Source organism: Paenibacillus plantarum (assembly GCF_013141695.1).
Classification (GTDB): Bacteria; Bacillota; Bacilli; order Paenibacillales; family NBRC-103111; genus Paenibacillus_E; species Paenibacillus_E plantarum.
This window is the reverse complement of sequence record NZ_WHNY01000028.1, coordinates 38,564-56,146: the sequence shown is the minus strand read 5'-3', so window position 1 is coordinate 56,146 and position 17,583 is coordinate 38,564. Positions and strand designations below refer to the sequence as shown.

The following is a 17,583-nucleotide window of genomic DNA, read 5'->3' as shown; positions in this document are numbered from 1 at the left end:
GTGACACTATGCATACAGCAGAATTGAAGCGTAAATTGATGATTTCCGGAATAGGATCTTCTAATGGTGGTAGCTTTCGTTCGGTTAAAATAGACGGCATGGGGCGTCTGGAAGGGGACGTTATATGTTCCGATTTTACGCTAAATGGGCGCGCAGAAGTGAATGGCAGTATTACATCTGAAACGGCAGTATTGCATGGAACGCTAACGATTCAGGGGAATCTGAAAGCCAAGCGTACCCGAATTCATGGCAAAGCCAAGATTGAGGGCAATTATGTTGGCGAGAACCTTGAAATTAATGGAGCTTCAATAATAACAGGCAACTGTGAGGCGGAGAAGTTTAATGCCAACGGCAAGCTGCAGGTTGGCACGCTTAATGCAGATACGATTCTTGTTACTTTGCATGGGCATAGTAAAATTTCAGAAATCGGCGGAGAACGGATCCAAATACGTAAGCAGCGGGGGATTGGCTTGGCAAGTTGGCTGAAGATTCTGCCTCTGGGAATTGGTAATCATTTGACGGTTCAAACCATCGAAGGCGACCATATTTACTTGGAATATACAACGGCTGATGTCGTAAGAGGAGCGGATATTACTATTGGACCTGGTTGTGAGATCGGGCTCATCGAATATACGGCAAAGCTCGAGCAAGATAAGAAATCTAAGGTGAAACGCAGTGAAAAAGTGTAGCAAAGAGAGGAGGGTTTGAGGTACAATGGGAATAGATGCAAACAAACGTTCGCTAATTAGTAATTTGAAAATTACAGGCAGCTCTACCGCGGCAGGGGGCCTGTATGATCGAATGAAAATTGTTGGAGAAGGCATCATTGAAGGCGATACGAAATGCCGGCTTCTGAAATGTATCGGAACATTAGAGATGGAAGGTAACTTGCAGGCAAGCGAAGCGGGCATTGTGGGCACTTTTGCATTGACGGGAAATGTTCGAAGCGACAGAATGAAAAATTCGGGGACGGTGAGTATCAGTGGTGATGCAGAAATTGGGTCACTTACTGGTTCAGGGACGATTGAAGTGAAAGGGCATATGCAAGGCACCAAGATCGCACTTAAAGGGCATATCGCTGCAGGAGGGGATTGCGAAGTCGATGTGTTTAATCTTAAGGGAATGTTTGATGTTGGGGGACTCCTGAACGCAGGAGAGATCGACATCAGGCTTTTCCAAGATTCAACGGCGAAAGAGATTGGCGGCGAGAAAATTAGAATTCGCAAAGCGAGTTTACTTCATCCGTTTAGCTTGTTCTTCAGACCCTCACCACATGCCAAGGTAACGGTATCGGTTATTGAAGGGGATGATATCTACGTGGAGCACACGAGAGCGAAAGTTGTTCGCGGCAATCAAGTTGTCATCGGTCCTGGTTGTGAAGTCGATTTAGTAGAATACAAGGTACACTTAGAGAAGAAGAAGGGTGCCATTGTGAAAGAATCACGCAAGTTGTAATAAGTCTGTAAGTGTAGGGTGTTAGGCGAAAACAAATCGTAAAGGAATGTGTACGAATGACGAGTTCAAATAATAAAGTAGGCTTCGTCTTAGCAGGTCTACTCTTGGCCATGTTAATGGCGTCAATGGATAATACAATTGTTGCCACAGCGATGGGAACCATTGTAGGAGATCTCGGTGGACTAGATAAGTTTGTGTGGGTAACATCGGCTTATATGGTCGCTGAAATGGCGGGTATGCCGATTTTTGGGAAGTTGTCCGATATGTTTGGGCGTAAACGTTTTTTCATTTTTGGATTAATTGTATTCTTGATCGCTTCCATCTTGTGTGGTACGGCAGAAAGCATTGTACAGCTTAGTATCTACCGAGCACTGCAAGGGATCGGTGGCGGAGCGCTGATTCCAATTGCGTTCACGATCATGTTTGACACGGTACCCGTCGAGCAACGCGGGAAGTTAGGCGGTTTGTTCGGTGCGGTATTCGGTTTGTCCAGTATTTTCGGACCGTTGCTTGGCGCCTATATTACGGATTATATTAACTGGCATTGGGTCTTCTATGTCAATATTCCTCTTGGTATTTTGGCCCTTATTTTTATTGCGATCTACTACAAAGAGTCACCGATTCATACGAAGCAGAAGATCGACTGGTGGGGCGCCGCTACGCTTGTTGGTGCCGTTGTCAGCATGATGTTTGCCCTTGAGCTTGGTGGAAATAAATACGCATGGGATTCGAGCTTAATTATCGGACTGTTTGCAGCTTTCACTGTGCTAACGATTTGCTTTATCCTCATTGAAAGAAAAGTAATCGAACCGATAATTTCATTCCCGATGTTTAAGAACCGTTTGTTTACGACGAGTAATGCGCTTGGATTATTGAGCGGGATGGGCTTTATCACGGCATCTGTGTATATTCCGATTTATATTCAAGGTGTACTTGGCGGAACAGCGACCAATTCAGGACTCGTACTCTTGCCGATGATGGTAGGCTCTGTATTCTCAGCGGTAGGCGGCGGATTCTTAATGAATAAGATGCCATACCGGAACATTATGATGGTCTTTGTTGTCATTCTAGCAGCGGGTATGTTCATGTTGACACAGCTTGAACCAGATACAAGCCGCTTGTATGTGACAATGTGCATGATCGTCGTTGGTGTTGGGATCGGTGCGAGCTTCTCCGTACTTTCCAATGCGGCGATTCATCACTTTGATCCATCGCAGCGTGGTTCTGTGAATGCAACAGTCTCCTTCGTTCGTTCCTTAGGTATGACTTTAGGGATTACACTATTCGGAATCATTCAACGGAATGATTTCACAGCACAACTCAAGGAGATTTTTGCTGGAAGCGGGCAAGGCAACATGGCTGACAATCCGGCATTTAGTGATCCTAGGGTGCTGCTGGCACCTGACATGCGTGCTCAAATCCCTACACCTGTACTTGATAAAATTACAGCTGGCTTATCATCCTCGATTTCATATACATTCATGTGGGCACTGATTCCAACAGCTTTGGCTATCATAGCAGCAGTACTCATGAGTAAAGAGCGCTTGACCGAATCATTGGAGCATAAGCAAGCTGAGCAAGCCGCAGCAGAATTGAAAGGTCAATAGAAAGAAGCCTCATCAAGTAGGATGTCTACTGGATGAGGCTTTTTTATGTCCATCTTGTTGGAGTCCTAAGCTTAAGCGTAAGACTCCTTAATAGCAGGTTCCGTCAATTTGTATCCGACGTTGCGAATGGTCATGATATATTCGGGGTGACGTGCATTTTGCTCTATCTTATCACGGAGATGAGAGATATGGACGTCAACGATGCGCGTATCCCCGAGGAAGTGATAGTCCCAGACACCGTGAAGCAGCTGTTGTCGACTAAGCACTTTCCCACGATGCTTGCAGAGGAAAAGAAGCAGTTCAAATTCTTTCGGTGTCAACTCGATCGGAGCGCCATTCATCGTCACTTCGCGCTGCTCGGCTTTGACGGAGATTTGGCCGATGGCAATCGGTGCTTCTTCCGTCGTAGAAGGCAGGGTCTGGATGCGGCGATGAATCGCTTGAATGCGGGAGACGAGTTCTAGCGGTGAGAAGGGCTTCGTCATGTAATCATCTGCACCGTTGTCCAAACCTGCAATTTTATCGGTAAGATCCTGCATGGCCGTTAACATAATAATCGGCACAAGGTTATTCTGGCTTCTCAGCTTGCGGCATACTTGTAAGCCGTCCATTTTGGGCAGCATGAGATCAAGGACAATGAGATCAGGGCGGAAAGATTGAATAGCACCGAAGACAGCTTCTCCGTCGAACACGCAGTGTACTTCGAATCCGGCAAGCTTCAAGTTAAATTCAATCAGCATGGAGATGGAAGGTTCGTCATCAACAATTAGAATTTTCTTTTTCATTTTAGGTATGCTCCTTTTAATGAAGGATAATTCTATTATGACTTACCTCTATCATCGCGATATTAAGATAAAGTTAACGCTGTGTTAAATTGCATTCCAGAACAGGTTATAATAGGATAGAGAACGAGGTGAATGAATAGAGATGGCTTTTCATATTGTATTAGTAGAACCTGAGATTCCTGCGAACACAGGCAATATTTCTCGCACATGTGCGGCAACAGGTGCTCATCTTCATTTGGTGAGACCACTTGGCTTTGACACCGATGATAAGACCCTGAAGCGAGCTGGCTTAGATTACTGGCATTCGGTGAAGATTCACTACTACGATTCTTTCGATGAAGTGATGGCAGCGTATGAGGGGCATAGATTCTTCTTTGCGTCGACAAAAGCAAGCAAACGTTACTCTGATTTTGCGTTCCAAGATGGCGATTTCTTCGTGTTTGGTAAAGAGACCAAGGGGCTGCCAGAGGAGCTGCTGCGTCAGCATCCGGATACCTTAATCCGGTTGCCAATGTCCGACACGGTAAGATCGTTAAATCTTTCCAACTCTGCAGCTATTATTTTATATGAGGGATTACGCCAAACAGGGTTTGTAGGTCTCGAGTAGGGGGACTTACATCCTATGTTTATTGGTGCTCGACCGACATTTTTGACAAGAAAAGAAAGTTTTTGGGGCTTTAGCAGAAGGAATTTCATGATTCACGGCGAATAGTATCGGTAAGCTCGATATGGAAATGTTGGTCGATGTGAAATTACCGGAAGTGTAGAAAACGTCTGGGAAAAGAGAGGTGAAGTCCTATGATGAAGCCAGCTGGAGTCGTACGTAAAGTCGATCAATTGGGACGAATCGTATTACCTAAATCGTTAAGAAAGCGGTACCAGATGAACGAGGGAGATCCTGTAGAAATTCTTGTGCAGGGTGACCATATCATTCTCGAGAGATATCGTCCGAAATGTGTGTTCTGCGGTAGCATGGAAAGTGTCAGTGAATTCAAAGATCGTTATATTTGCGGCGTTTGTATAACTGAAATGAACCTGCTTAAGGCGAGAGCCTAGTAGTTTAAAAAAAGAAAAAGCATCGCTTCCTCCAAGTGGAGAAGGCGATGCTTTTTTTTCTTGGCTTACCACATAAGAAAGTATAAGTTTTCGTTAGACGAAAACAGCTTTCTTATTGGCGATAAAACTTACATCTAAACGCGGTCGCTCATCATTGATTGACCTCGATAGAGGTTTTCTCACAGGCCTTTTGTTTTGTCCTCGTTATAGGAAGCCGTCAACATAGCAACGATGAATAAAAGAAAAACGGAATTAACGAGCCAAAATGTTGTAGATAAACCGAACATTGCTGCACCTCCTAAAAGTTTTCGGCAGAAAACTGACTTCGTAAGCGTACCCTATTAGGGTTAAAGACCATTTTTGCACATAGTTAAGGCTTATTATACCCAACCATCCCCAAAAAAGAAACGAATATTGTGTGAATAATTTGGGTCATTTGAAAAACAAGAAGTTCGTAGCAAGCGGACGGAGTCTACCATCCGACGGGCGATTGATCACGCTGCCACCCCAGACCAGCGTGGTTGAGCCGCCGCCATCCAAGTTATAAGCATCAACGACGCCTAGTTGCTGCATCTTATCCTGCAGTTCAGCAAGCGTAGCGCCTGAGTTGCCGCTCTCATCGTAGCCATCCGTGACAAGGAATAAGAGCTGGTCATGCTTATAGTTGGCCATCACGGTTCGAGCTGCTCTTGCTGGTGAGCTCTGCCATTGGTACGGGATGGACGTCTTGCTGCCATTTTTCATCAGTACAGGAACGAAGGTCGAGCCCATCAGCGGATTCAGCTTATCGAGCTCCGATTGTGAGCTGAATTTGCCGCCGATCAGCTTGCGATCTTTGTTCAAGCCGATGAAGGCTGTATCATTGTTGGTGGGGAAGAAGCCGTTGACATATTTCCCGTTCATTACTGTTGTGTCAAGTGGATAGCGTTTACCGCGATTATCATCCGCGAAGCCGCCAGCATTAATGCCAACAACAGCGCCATAGCGCGAAGCTGCGGCCAAAGTGGTTTCACTGGAGCCGAGCTTATCATTCCCCAATACGAGCTTGATCGCTTTATCGCTTTTGAGGTTCACTTTAAGAGCATAACCTGAATAATGTTTTTCATTCAAAGCGAATAGCTGAATGTCGATATTGCCGGAGGTGGCCTGGCGGATCGGACTGCCAAGCTTAGCTGTAATCCGTGCATCATAGATAAGTCCGGGTTTGGCGATTTGGGAAGCTGCGCTTTGGAGCATAGCGGTAACTTCTGCCGTGCTCTTCTCGTACAGCTGGAAATACTGCTGAATAACGGTTTTCGTTTGGACCGCATCCGAATTCGCCTGTGTCAACATGCTGTTCAGAGTGGTCGTCTCTTGCGCTAGATTGATCGGTGTTGAAGTAACCGGAGACTTCACTGGGATGGAAATATCCAGGGAGACGAAGAGCAGCCAAATCAGCATACCTAGAAAAGGTGCGCAGGCCAGCAACATAACACGATTGATTTGCTGAATCGAACTCGCTGTCATTATTTCAACACATCCAGATTTTTGGTCAACTCATCTAGCTTCTTCTTGACGTCAGCGAGCTGGGTATAAAGTTGATTGCTATTATCGGTCTTGCTGTTAGCGCTATCCTTGGTGAATGCCAGTAATTCATTCAATGAATCTACCTTGGCTTGCAAAGTCTTCATATCGGTAGATACACTATCCTTCAACTGAGAGACTTGATTCTGATAATCTTGCTGAATAACTTGTAATTGCTGCTGGGTTTGCTGTGCGATATCGGTCGATATTTGTTGCCTCAGATGTTCAGTGTACATCATCGTAGCTGTTACTCCGACTGCGATCAGCATGACCCAACCCACGAATAGGAAGACATACGTTTTCTTCTTGACCCGGGTTGCTTTCGACGTGCGGGGAAAAGAATTCGCCGTTGCGCTCTCAATGGGCATACTCATGAAAATCACCTCTTGCTACTAGTATAGCATATTCCATTATTTTCTCGGAACTTTAGATAGAATTCGCTGTTTTTCGATATTCGCCAGGGGTCATCCCCGACATTTTTTTGAAAACTTTGCTGAAATACTTCTCATCCTGGTAACCGACCATCTCAGAAACCTGGGAAATGCGCAGATTCGGATTGCACAGCAGCACCTTGGCCTTGCTCATCCGAATTTGTCCTAAGTAATCAGACAGATTGACTTCGAACTCCTGTTTAAACTTGCGGGAGATGTACTCACGGCTTAGATAGAACCGACTGGCAATATCCGCAAGCGAAATATCTTCATGATAATGCTTTTCTAGAAAGCTAGCGATTTCGAAAATGACATTGTTATCTTTATGTTGACTCTCCAGATGAAGCTTGGACACTTGAATGAGGCTGCGGGTAAGCTCTTGCTGCCAGAGAGTTAGGGACAATAGGCCTTTCTCGTCAAGCGTAATAATCGCGGCTGCGCTATCCTCAAGAAGAAGAGGCTGTATGTCTTCCTCACGGCTATCCGGAATCAATTGCTGGATCCAACGGCGCATCATCACCCGATATTCCCCCCACCAATGCTCGAGCTGTGCAGGTGTAATGACATCACAACTTTTGATGGCATCCATCAAGTGCTGAACGATATCCTGGATCTGCTCAACATTTCCACTGCGCAGGGCAAGATGAATTTGCTCATCAAATTGGTGAAAAGTTAACGTTTGCTGGGATCCCTTGCTCGGGAGCCAGTTGGTGTGAATCCACGTTTCTTTGGTTGTCAGGTTACGCTGCCGCAAGGCGTCTCGCGCCTCCTGATAGGATTGCTTCAATTGAATAGGGAAGCTGTGGCAACTTCCAATCCCGAAATCTACTCTGGCATGCAAGGCGGTGCGAATACCATCATTAATCGTTGCCAACAGTTCTTCTGCCATGGCAGGCGCCGCCCATATGAAGAGCACAATTTCATTCGAATTGTGCAAGTGCCGGAAGGCGTAGCCGCGCTTATGCGGAACAAGAAATTCATTGCAAATATTAATTAGAGAGAAGAGGAGAAGATCGATATTTTGACTGAATTTATTTTTAATACTAGCTTCCATGGTATCTAAAGAGAGAATCGCAACACGGCAGGTTGCAACACTCCTGGATAAATGCAGTTCACGCTCCAGTTGGTCAGCCACTGGTTCGTAGGTGCCAGGTTCGGCTATTAACGCGGAAAGCAGCTTATCCCAGTAAATAGGCTTGAATTGGTTAACCTCGATATTCAGCTCGCGATTCGCATGCCTCTGCTCCTCATCCTTGAGCCAAGTCTGAATCGCTTTGTCCAAAGCTTCGTTCAATTGATCCGGATCTATCGGCTTCAAAATATAATCCGTCCCACCATACTTCACAGTGTGCCGCAGTAAAGAGAAGTCGTCATGACCGCTGATGACGATCGTCTTGGCGTCAGGCGCATGGCGATGCAGCCATTCAAGCAGCTTGACACCGTTCATGATGGGCATCATCATGTCGGTCATAATAATCTCCGGATGTTCACTGCTTACCAAGGCAGTCGCTGCTTCTCCATCGGACGCTTCTAATATGGTATCGATCCCGTATTGCTTCCAATTCACCAGTAGTCGGATGGCATCGCGCACGTGCTTCTCATCATCTACGAGTAGTACTTTCATATCAGGTAACTCCCTTTTTCATCGGAATATGGATGACAATCCGCACACCTTGGGGATGAACATGGTCAATCTCCAAAGTTGCCTCATCATTGAAATAGAGCTGGATACGCGTTAGGACGTTGCGTAAACCGATATAGGAATCATCGGCAACGGATGATGCTTTCAGTCGACTTCGGACCTCATGGAGTCGTTGATCTGTCACCCCAATACCATTGTCCGCCACGGTAAGCTTCAAGTAGTCTCCTTCAGGAGTAGTCAGCTTCTCTGATTCGATGTGCAACAGACCGACGCCTTGCGACTGGCTAGGTTTAAAACCATGCTTGAAATAATTTTCAACAAGCGGTTGAAGAATCATTTTAGGAATAGAAATGGTACCAGTTCCCTCTTCAATCGCATAGACAATATCAAATTGGTGTTCAAAACGCTGCTTCTGCAGCTCCAAATACGCTTTAATATGATCAATTTCTTTGCGAAGAGGAACGACAGATTCGTTCGTGTTCATGCTGTAATGCATCATTTTAGCTAACGAATTAATGAGGGTGTAGATCTTAGGTGCTTCATGTTGCAGGGCTAATGTTCCGATCGATTGCAAGGCATTATTCAGAAAATGCGGATTGATTTGCGCCTGAAGCGCCATCAACTGATTCGATTTATTGGCTAGTTCTAATCGATATTCGCGCATCACCATTTGATTCAAATCCTGCATAAGCCCATGGAAACGGTTCGCAAGTATCCCCATCTCATCGGTTCGGGTCAACTCAATGTCGCTCTGATGATCACCTAGTCCAGCTTGTCCTGTTTGAATGCGTGTAATGTAACGAATCAATTGTTTGATAGGAGCCGTAAAACGAATGCTAATATATACCGTGCCAGCCATAACAATCAGCATCGAAAATGAAAGAATGAGGGCGTTAATGAACGTCAATTGGCGAGCGTTCTTGGTGAGCTGCTCATAAGGAAGACGCTTTACAATCGTCCAGTTCAAATAGTCTGTACGCATTTTCTCATACATATTAATCCCTGCAAAAGCGCCTTTCGACCATTCATAGCTTCCTTTGTCAAGGGTACTGTGAACAGCTTCATCCCCCCAATTATCGTCTAATTGAAGTCCCCACTTGCTTGGATCAGGACCGAATACGATACGTCCCGTTTCATCTAAAATGTAAAGTTCCTCTTGATCATGGGTGAATAAGCCTTGAGAAATATTAGAAACGAGGTCCAAATTCAAATCAATAATAAGCTCACCAATGGATTGATTACTAGGTGAGTACATGATGTTACGGTGCATAGAAATAACTGGTGATGGGTTAGAATATGCAGAGAGTGACTTGCCATATAGGTTGCTCTCGTGCGTTGTTTCAAAATACACAAGCTTACCCTCAGGGAACGGCTTAAGCCCTTCATATTTACCTGCCATGCTGACTTGAATGTCATTGTTGGTTAGGAAAGAACTATTACTGACAGAGGCATACAGGTAAATTTGTTTGATTTCCTTCACAGAATGGGACATGACCTGAAGACCGCTTTTAATCACTTTATCACTCTGATAATCGATTTCTTGTTTTGTTTGAATAATATCATAGAACAGATCGAGCCCAGAGAGAGTCCTTCCTGTGTAAATCGTGAGGGAGGCTTGAACCACCCCATCCAGATAGTTCACCAGATTCGTTTTACCTTGTGAGAGCAGGGCAGAATTGTTGGTCAGGGTATCTTCTGTCACCTTCTGTTTGGTGAAGAAATAGGAGACGCCAAGGGAGGTAAGGAAGGGTACAAGAGTGGCAATTAGCAGAAATAAGATCAATTTATTACGAATACTGTGTCGTATCAGACTTCATCAGCTCGGTTTCTATAATGGGATTTTCCCCTACATTGTAGCAGGAGAGGTCAACAAATTCCACCTAATGGGTCACGATCGTCAGTGTTTTGGGGTACTGCGGCACTCTATACTTGGGGTATAGTAGCAGAATGGTAAGGGGGACTTCCCAGTGAAAACAAAAAGAATGCTTTCCGGATGGCTTCAGCAATGGGTATTTATCGGACCTGCGTTAGTCTTTTTTGGCATCGTGGTCTTGATTCCATTTCTGATGAGCATTTATTATTCGTTTACCGAATGGAATGGCGTAACAACGAAAGTGACCTTCAATGGACTGGAGAACTTCAAACAAATTCTATTCCATGATAAGGACTATCGCAATGCCTTTAACTTTACTTCTCGATTGACCGTGACGAACGTGATTCTGACGAATCTCGTAGGCTTCTTACTGGCGTTATTGCTCACGCAATCGCTGAAAACGAGGAATGTATTACGTACAATCTTTTTTATGCCGAACGTAATCGGTGGATTATTGCTCGGTTTTATCTGGCAGTTTATCTTTGTAAAAGGGTTTGCAACCCTTGGCGATCTCACGCATATCGGTTTCTTCGAATTGCCTTGGTTAGGTGATTCACCGACAGCTTTCTGGGCGATTGTTATCGTTAGTGTGTGGCAGGGCGCTGGATATCTCATGATTATTTACATAGCGGCCTTGTCGAATGTGCCAAAGGATATGCTCGAGGCAGCGTATATTGATGGCGCATCCCGCTTGCAAGTATTACGAAGCATCATCGTTCCGCTTATCATGCCAGCCGTCACCGTATGCTTGTTCTTGACGATTTCGTGGTCATTCAAAATCTTTGATTTGAACTTCTCCTTAACGAAAGGCGGACCGTTCAATTCCACAGAGTCGGTTTCCATCAATATTTATCAAGAAGCTTTCCGTAACAATCGGTATGGTTTAGGTACGGCCAAAGCTCTCGTATTCTTCATCGTGGTTGCCATCATTTCAACCATCCAAGTGATGTACACCAAGCGCAAGGAGGTTGAGGTCTAATGGCTTCCGTCAAAAAGTATACAGGTCGCTTATTCGCTCTTGAAGTTCTTGGCATTCTAGTTGCCTTACTCTTCTTGATTCCGTTCTACTTCGTCATCGCGAATTCCTTAAAAACGTTTCCTGAATTAGCAGCGAATACGGCGAAGCTGCCAAGCTCACTATATCTAGATAACTACACCAAAGTGTGGAGCATCATGAAGTTCCCGAAGGCGTTCTTCAACTCTTTGTTCATTACGGTATTGAGTAATGTAGGACTCGTAGTCATTTCCTCAATGGCGGCGTATCGCATGGTGAGAAAAGCAAGTAAATTCAATAATCTTGTTTTCTTAGCTTTCGTTGCAGCCATGGTGATTCCGTTCCAGTCGATCATGATTCCTCTAGTTCGCGTAGCGAGCCAAGTTGGCTTTATGGATAGTAAGCTGGGATTAGTTGCCTGTTATTATGGATTTGGCGTTTCCTTAAATGTGTTCTTGTACCATGGCTTCATCAAGTCCATTCCACTCGAAATTGAAGAGTCAGCTAAAGTAGATGGAAGTTCAGCGTACGGCGTGTTTTGGAAAATTGTATTTCCACTGCTCAAGCCAATGTCGATCACCATCATCATCTTGAACAGCTTATGGATTTGGAATGACTATTTACTTCCATCTCTCGTACTCGGTAATCCGGAGCTGCGGACCATTCCGCTTGCTACCTTCTCGTTCTTTGGACAATATACGAAACAATGGGATTTAGCGCTTGCTGGATTAACATTAAGCGTATTGCCGATCGTTATTTTCTTCTTGTTCTTGCAGAAGCACATCGTAGAAGGGATTACAGCAGGTTCAGTAAAAGGATGACAGAATTGCAAATAAGTTCAAGATATTCCACCTTTATGTTCAATATACTCGGTGTTAAGCCAGGATGTAAGTGTTTACAATGAATCATGTAAGGAAGCAAGGCAAGAACAAGTAAGCGAGTTTAAATGAAGATACAAGTTAAAGGGAGGCATTACCTACATGAAAAAATTAACAATGGTTTCAGTGGCAGCAGTATTATCCTTATCCGTACTAGCAGCTGGTTGCGGGAAAAAAGACGAGACAGCAAGTCCTGCTCCAACTACGGGTACATCAACAGCGACAACAACGCCTGCTGCTAGCGGCAAGCCAGTTACCATTAAAATCTTCCAATTCAAAGTTGAGATCGCAGATCAGCTTGGTAAAATGGTGCAAGAATATCAGAAGTTGAATCCGAATGTCAAAATCCAAGTCGACACTGTCGGCGGTGGAGCTGACTATGGCGCGGCGCTTCTTGCGAAGTTTAACGCAGGTGACAAACCGGATATTTTCAACAACGGTGGTTTCACAGACCTAGATAAATGGATCGATAACTTGGAAGATCTATCTGATCAACCATGGGTGAAAGATCTTGTCGACGTTGCGAAAGAGCCAATGACAAAGGGTGGAAAGCTATACGGTCAACCACTTAACCTTGAAGGATATGGCTTCCAATACAATAAAGATTTGTTTGCCAAAGCGGGCATCACAGAGCTTCCAAAAACGTTCTCTCAATTAGAAGCAGCAGCTAAAAAATTGAAAGATGCGGGGATCACTCCTTTTGAAACAGGCTATGCCGAGTGGTGGGTACTTGGTAACCATTTCGTAAACCTTCCATTTGCTTATCAGAAGGATCCGAATGCGTTCATCGATGGCTTGAACAAAGGTACAGCGAAAATTACTGGCAACGAAGTATTCAACCAGTGGGCGAAATTGTTTGACCTGCAATTGCAATATGGCAACAAAAACCCTCTACAAACCGACTACAATACGCAAGTAACGGATTTCGCAACGGGTAAAGCGGCTATGACGCAACAAGGTAACTGGACACAAGTTCAAATTACCAAAACAAACCCTGACATCAAAATTGGCTTCTTGCCAATGCCGATCAGCGATGATGCAACAGCGAACGACAAATTGTTCGTAGGTGTACCGAATAACTGGGTAGTCAACAAAAACTCTGCAGTTAAAGACGAAGCTAAGAAATTCTTGAACTGGATGGTTACCTCCGATATCGGTAAGAAATATATCACAGATGAATTCAAGTTTATCCCTGCTTTCAAATCTATTCCTGCTGACGAGAAAGTACTTGGACCATTAGCAGCTGACATTATCGCTTACAGCAAAGCTGGCAAAACATTGAGCTGGAACTGGTTCAAATTCCCAGGTGGAGAAGCTTCCAGTAAGAAATTCGGCGATATCATGCAAGGTTATGTTGCTAAGAAGTATACGAAGGATCAAATGTTGGAAGAATTCCAGAAAACATGGGATAGCCTTAAGAAGTAACCCGAATCTAGACGTACGTCAAGCCTCAGCGCCAATGCTGAGGCTTTTTGCTGTTTAACAGATGTGGCAATGGCTGTTACAATGAAGAGGACTGGAGGTTTACCATGAATCTTAATATCAGAGCTTGGCTGCAGAGCAGAGGGAATACGCTGCCATTTGAGAAAAGACTATCACGAGAAGCAGTCATTTCTTTAGTTATTCATTCCATTTTTCAATTTGGTGCTTCCATGTCAGGGGTGTTTCTCAATTTATATTTGTGGCGGTTAACGCATAGTGTTGTCGTGAATGGAACCTACAACATAATCGTGTACATCTTAACACCGATTGGGTTCGCTATTGGCGGTTATATGATTAAGAAGAAGGACCGTATGGTAGCGTACCGACTAGGTATTGTACTGATTGGTCTCTTCTATTTAAGTGTGAGCATTGCTGGGGAACGGCTTGTCGATTATTACGTGCTTTTTGCCATATTTAATGGACTCGCTAGCAGCTTCTACTGGGTCGGTTATTTAACTTTGATGTATGATGTGTCGACGGAGCAGAACCGTATTCGTTATCTCGCTTTCAATATGATGTTTTTCACAGCGGCTACGCTTGCAGGGCCAGCACTTGCTGGTTTTATCATTCGATTGAAAGAAGGGTTAAGCGGATACACCATCGTCTTCTCTATTGCTTTCATCATGTTTCTATTGGCCGCGTTAATCTCTTTGAAAATTAAGGCGTCAAGCGGGCATCACCGTGTGTATTATTTGAAATATACGGGGCTCATTATGAAGAAAAAGCAAGAGTGGTCGAATGCGCTGCTTGGCTTCTTCGGTATGGGCTTGCTGCAGGGCACGATGTTGTTTCTACCTAACATTCTTTTATTCAAAGTACTGCCGCGGGAAGATTTGGTCGGTTATCTCGGTGTCCTCTATTCGAGTCTAAGTATCGTCATGGGGATCTTTATTTCGAAGTACGCGAATGCGGGCAGGGCAAGGATGTATTTGACCATTTCGACTGTAGGTTATCTCGTTGGTGTCTCTTGTATTATAGGAAGTTTAAATGTGTGGTCTGTGGTCGGCTTTATGATTCTGTACTCCATCTTTGCACCGCTGCAAGGGAATACCATGACAGGGTACTATTACAGCCTTATTGCGAGACTTCCTCTTAAAGGGGAATTAAAGGTAGAAAGCGTGGTCGTGCGGGAATTTTTCTTAAATGTGGGGCGGGTTATTTCCATTCTCGTTCTCATTACCTTTGGGAGTGATTTGGATGGCGGTTTAATTCCTTGGATCCTGCTGTTGGCCGCTTTGACGCAATTTGGTTTGATTTGGTCGATTAAGAATCGATAGGGGGAGAAGGGAGAGTTCCTTAAGCCCGGTTATCAGCACCGAGTAGATGGAAAGAAGCTAGAAATGAGGAGCGTAGCGAAAGCTTAAAAATTTTGGGTTTTGTGGGCGCAACCACAGGGTATCCTGGCCAAGTGAATAACTGGATTTTCTGCAGCTAATTCAAGCGAAATCATCGCATTTTGTAAAATAACTGGATTTTCTCCCGCTATTTCAAACCAATTTCGTCAAACGGGACATTTTGAGTAAAATTAGATGTAGGAAATCCAGTTAAACTCCGTAAAGGCTAGTTGTACACGAAAATAGATGTAGGAAATCCTGTTAAATCCGCAAAAGTTACATGCAGAGCAAGGTTAGAAGTAGATGTATTTCTTAAACAACCTTTAGAAGGATGATTGCCCCAGAATTCGGTTATCCTAGATGGTAGTGAATTGGAGAAGAGGGGAATTATGCATATGGAGAAAGTAGATATTCTAATCGTCGGAGGAGGCATTGCAGGGCTTCAAGCGGCGATTCAACTGGGCAGATATGAGCATAAAGTACTTGTGGTTGATGCAGGCTACGGCCGTTCGACCCTGTGCAGGAGCTATCATAATATTCTAGGTTGGCCCGATGGGGTATCGGGGGATGAACTGCGCCAATTAGGCAGGCTGCAAGCAGAGCGATTAGGGGTAGCTTTTGTCCAAGATGAAATTGTGCAGGCTGTCGCCAAAGGAAGAATCGGTGATGGCTTCGAGCTATGGGGAAAAAGTGGCCGAGGCTATGAAGCGAGGACGCTTCTGCTAGCGACAGGCTTAATGGACCGGATGCCTGAACTCCCGAACCTGAAGGAATGCTTGGGGTTAACGGTATACGTATGCCCCGATTGCGACGGATATGAGATCAAGGATCGGAATACCCTAGTGATGGGGTCTGGTGATGCAGGGGCAGCTATGGCGATTAAGCTCCGTCATCGAACCGAGCAAATGACATATGTGAATCACCAAAATCGGGCCGTGAAAAGTGAGCTTCTTATGGAAATGAAGAATAAAGGCATTACTTATTTGACGGAAGATCTGGATGAAGTTGTGGTGGATTCGCCCGGACGATTCCAGGGAGTTGTGCTTAAAGATGGCAGACGTCTTGAAGCGGAACGAGGCTTTATTGCTTTCGGCGGGAATGAAGTGAAATCGGATCTAGCTCGTCAGCTGGGTGCAGAACGCATGGAGAATCGGCACGTGATGACCGATCCTCGCAGTAAAATGACGAGTGTTCCTTTCGTCTGGGCGGCTGGCGATGTCGGCGTTCATGCGGAGCAAGTGACGATCGCGATGGGGGAAGGCTCACAGGCAGCCATTTGGATCAACAAGGCGTTGCTTAGAATGAATGAAGAGGCGAATGTTCATCGGGTTGTGATTCGGTCTTAGGGTGAAGATGAGAAAGTGGGAGCACGAGATGTAGCGATAGGCAGTAGAGAGACTGTAAGATAGTCTGTGGAATAAAAAAGTTGAGACAAAGTTGCTCTTATGAATGAATAACGTTTTCCCATCACGCTATATGCCACTATTCCCGGTCATTTCGAGAAATAAGATGATCCCACAACGCTATTCGGTAAAAATAAGGTGATAATCGCTAAATTATTGTAAATAGCGTTGTGTGATAACTTTATTTTTCTCTAAATCCGATTCTGAAGGCTGTTAAGGTGATGGCACAACTCTATGTTCACTTTTGGTCAATCTATATAGATAATAAAGGTAAAGACTAAGGGATGATTATCGTTGGGAAAGCTGTAACCACGTGTGCATACTCTACTAAGGCTTTCTCGCCGATGGGGGTAAGATGATAGATACCACGGCTTTGACGGACAAACCAACGATAATAGTTTTGCTGCAGAAGTGAGCTCACGTTCATATTGCTGGTCATCTCGCGCAGTTTGCGTGGGCTGAGTGGACCGTGCTGCTGCATCAGATAGGCGCAGTGCAATGATTTCTCCCGGTATGCAGTCATAAGTTTCTGCTGAGAACTGCCGCCGACATTATAGTCGCCGCTGCGCTCATGGAACTCCGTCATTAGCTTGCCAGAAGCCCTCTTGTTGGGGCGTAATGTATAAGGAGTAGGCTCACAGACGAGATCGACTGTGGGCTGTTTGCGTTTGTAGAATTGGACAGTCAGGATACCAAGTCCAAGCATGCGACAAAGTCGACGAATATCCTCCCATTGTAAGCGGTGGGGGGCTTTTCCTTTGTTTGGCAGCTCGAAGGCTACATAGACATCTTGCGTTAACCGCAGCCGTTCAATTCCTTGAACGAGGAGCGGGATATTAAAGCTTTTTTTTAATTCAACAATAACGGGAGGCTCATCGCCTCGAATTGCGACTAAATCACAGTGCTTAACTTCGCCACGGACGGTATAGCCCCGCTGTTCGAAGAAGTGTTTAATCGGTGCATACAGCTCGGTTTCAGTCTGGATCGGCATGAGGGTTTCTTTCTCCTCTTTTCGTGCAAAAAGTCTGATAGAATGGCTTTTATTATAGCATAGGTTGCGCTAGAATAGGTGGTAGATTA

The 17,583-nt window shown here is 44.8% G+C and carries 16 protein-coding genes; 10 read left to right on the top strand and 6 right to left on the bottom strand.

What is annotated here, in order from left to right; all coding sequences use genetic code 11:
* Nucleotides 1-8 precede the first annotated feature (8 nt).
* Genes GC096_RS09495 through GC096_RS09485 form a run of 3 tightly spaced genes read left to right on the top strand, consistent with a single transcriptional unit; the run spans nucleotide 9 to nucleotide 3,062 of the window.
* Nucleotides 9-689, top strand: coding sequence for a polymer-forming cytoskeletal protein (locus tag GC096_RS09495; protein WP_171630008.1), 681 nt, complete (start codon nucleotides 9-11; stop codon nucleotides 687-689).
* A 25-nt stretch (nucleotides 690-714) separates the two neighbouring features.
* Complete coding sequence (locus tag GC096_RS09490) at nucleotides 715-1,455, top strand: hypothetical protein (protein WP_171630007.1); 741 nt, start codon at nucleotides 715-717, stop codon at nucleotides 1,453-1,455.
* A 56-nt stretch (nucleotides 1,456-1,511) separates the two neighbouring features.
* Nucleotides 1,512-3,062 (top strand): MDR family MFS transporter, encoded by a 1,551-nt coding sequence (locus GC096_RS09485; RefSeq protein ID WP_171630006.1) that lies wholly within the window; start codon nucleotides 1,512-1,514, stop codon nucleotides 3,060-3,062.
* 71 nt (nucleotides 3,063-3,133) lie between these two features.
* On the opposite strand, the gene GC096_RS09480 is transcribed toward GC096_RS09485, so the two are convergent.
* A complete protein-coding gene (locus GC096_RS09480; protein ID WP_171630005.1) occupies nucleotides 3,134-3,847 on the bottom strand; it encodes a response regulator in 714 nt (237 codons plus the stop codon).
* Nucleotides 3,848-3,989: 142 nt separating this feature from the next.
* On the opposite strand from GC096_RS09480, the gene trmL reads away from it, so the two are divergent.
* Both trmL and GC096_RS09470 read left to right on the top strand, forming a co-directional pair.
* Nucleotides 3,990-4,454, top strand: a complete 465-nt coding sequence (gene trmL, locus GC096_RS09475; RefSeq protein WP_171630004.1) for a tRNA (uridine(34)/cytosine(34)/5-carboxymethylaminomethyluridine(34)-2'-O)-methyltransferase TrmL — start codon at nucleotides 3,990-3,992, stop codon at nucleotides 4,452-4,454.
* A gap of 194 nt (nucleotides 4,455-4,648) precedes the next feature.
* Complete coding sequence (locus tag GC096_RS09470; RefSeq protein ID WP_171630099.1) at nucleotides 4,649-4,903, top strand: AbrB/MazE/SpoVT family DNA-binding domain-containing protein; 255 nt, start codon at nucleotides 4,649-4,651, stop codon at nucleotides 4,901-4,903.
* Between the two features lie 432 nt (nucleotides 4,904-5,335).
* Here the strand turns inward: GC096_RS09470 and GC096_RS09465 are convergent, their stop codons facing one another.
* From GC096_RS09465 to GC096_RS09450, 4 genes are read right to left on the bottom strand one after another with little or no spacing between them, the layout of a single operon-like run.
* A complete protein-coding gene (locus GC096_RS09465; RefSeq protein WP_171630003.1) occupies nucleotides 5,336-6,409 on the bottom strand; it encodes a phosphodiester glycosidase family protein in 1,074 nt (357 codons plus the stop codon).
* Nucleotides 6,409-6,840 (bottom strand): hypothetical protein, encoded by a 432-nt coding sequence (locus tag GC096_RS09460; RefSeq protein ID WP_171630002.1) that lies wholly within the window; start codon nucleotides 6,838-6,840, stop codon nucleotides 6,409-6,411. Before GC096_RS09460 ends, GC096_RS09465 begins: the two co-directional genes overlap by 1 nt.
* A 52-nt stretch (nucleotides 6,841-6,892) precedes the next feature.
* Nucleotides 6,893-8,521, bottom strand: a complete 1,629-nt coding sequence (locus GC096_RS09455; protein WP_171630001.1) for a response regulator — start codon at nucleotides 8,519-8,521, stop codon at nucleotides 6,893-6,895.
* A 1-nt stretch (nucleotide 8,522) separates the two neighbouring features.
* On the bottom strand, nucleotides 8,523-10,322 hold the full coding sequence (locus tag GC096_RS09450) for a cache domain-containing sensor histidine kinase (protein WP_171630000.1): 1,800 nt from the start codon (nucleotides 10,320-10,322) through the stop codon (nucleotides 8,523-8,525).
* A gap of 199 nt (nucleotides 10,323-10,521) precedes the next feature.
* On the opposite strand from GC096_RS09450, the gene GC096_RS09445 reads away from it, so the two are divergent.
* The 5 genes from GC096_RS09445 to GC096_RS09425 all read left to right on the top strand — a co-directional run bounded on the left by GC096_RS09445 (nucleotide 10,522) and on the right by GC096_RS09425 (nucleotide 16,446).
* On the top strand, nucleotides 10,522-11,391 hold the full coding sequence (locus tag GC096_RS09445; RefSeq protein ID WP_171630098.1) for a carbohydrate ABC transporter permease: 870 nt from the start codon (nucleotides 10,522-10,524) through the stop codon (nucleotides 11,389-11,391).
* A complete protein-coding gene (locus GC096_RS09440; protein ID WP_171629999.1) occupies nucleotides 11,391-12,227 on the top strand; it encodes a carbohydrate ABC transporter permease in 837 nt (278 codons plus the stop codon). Before GC096_RS09445 ends, GC096_RS09440 begins: the two co-directional genes overlap by 1 nt.
* 159 nt (nucleotides 12,228-12,386) lie before the next feature.
* On the top strand, nucleotides 12,387-13,709 hold the full coding sequence (locus GC096_RS09435) for an ABC transporter substrate-binding protein (RefSeq protein WP_171629998.1): 1,323 nt from the start codon (nucleotides 12,387-12,389) through the stop codon (nucleotides 13,707-13,709).
* A gap of 104 nt (nucleotides 13,710-13,813) precedes the next feature.
* Complete coding sequence (locus tag GC096_RS09430; protein ID WP_171629997.1) at nucleotides 13,814-15,043, top strand: MFS transporter; 1,230 nt, start codon at nucleotides 13,814-13,816, stop codon at nucleotides 15,041-15,043.
* A gap of 452 nt (nucleotides 15,044-15,495) precedes the next feature.
* The gene (locus GC096_RS09425) at nucleotides 15,496-16,446 is read left to right on the top strand and encodes an NAD(P)/FAD-dependent oxidoreductase (protein ID WP_376769483.1); all 951 of its coding nucleotides are present in this window, start codon (nucleotides 15,496-15,498) and stop codon (nucleotides 16,444-16,446) included.
* Between the two features lie 334 nt (nucleotides 16,447-16,780).
* Here GC096_RS09425 and GC096_RS09420 read toward each other — a convergent pair whose 3' ends face one another.
* Nucleotides 16,781-17,494, bottom strand: coding sequence for a DUF2161 domain-containing phosphodiesterase (locus GC096_RS09420; RefSeq protein ID WP_171629995.1), 714 nt, complete (start codon nucleotides 17,492-17,494; stop codon nucleotides 16,781-16,783).
* Between the last annotated feature and the right edge of the window lie 89 nt (nucleotides 17,495-17,583).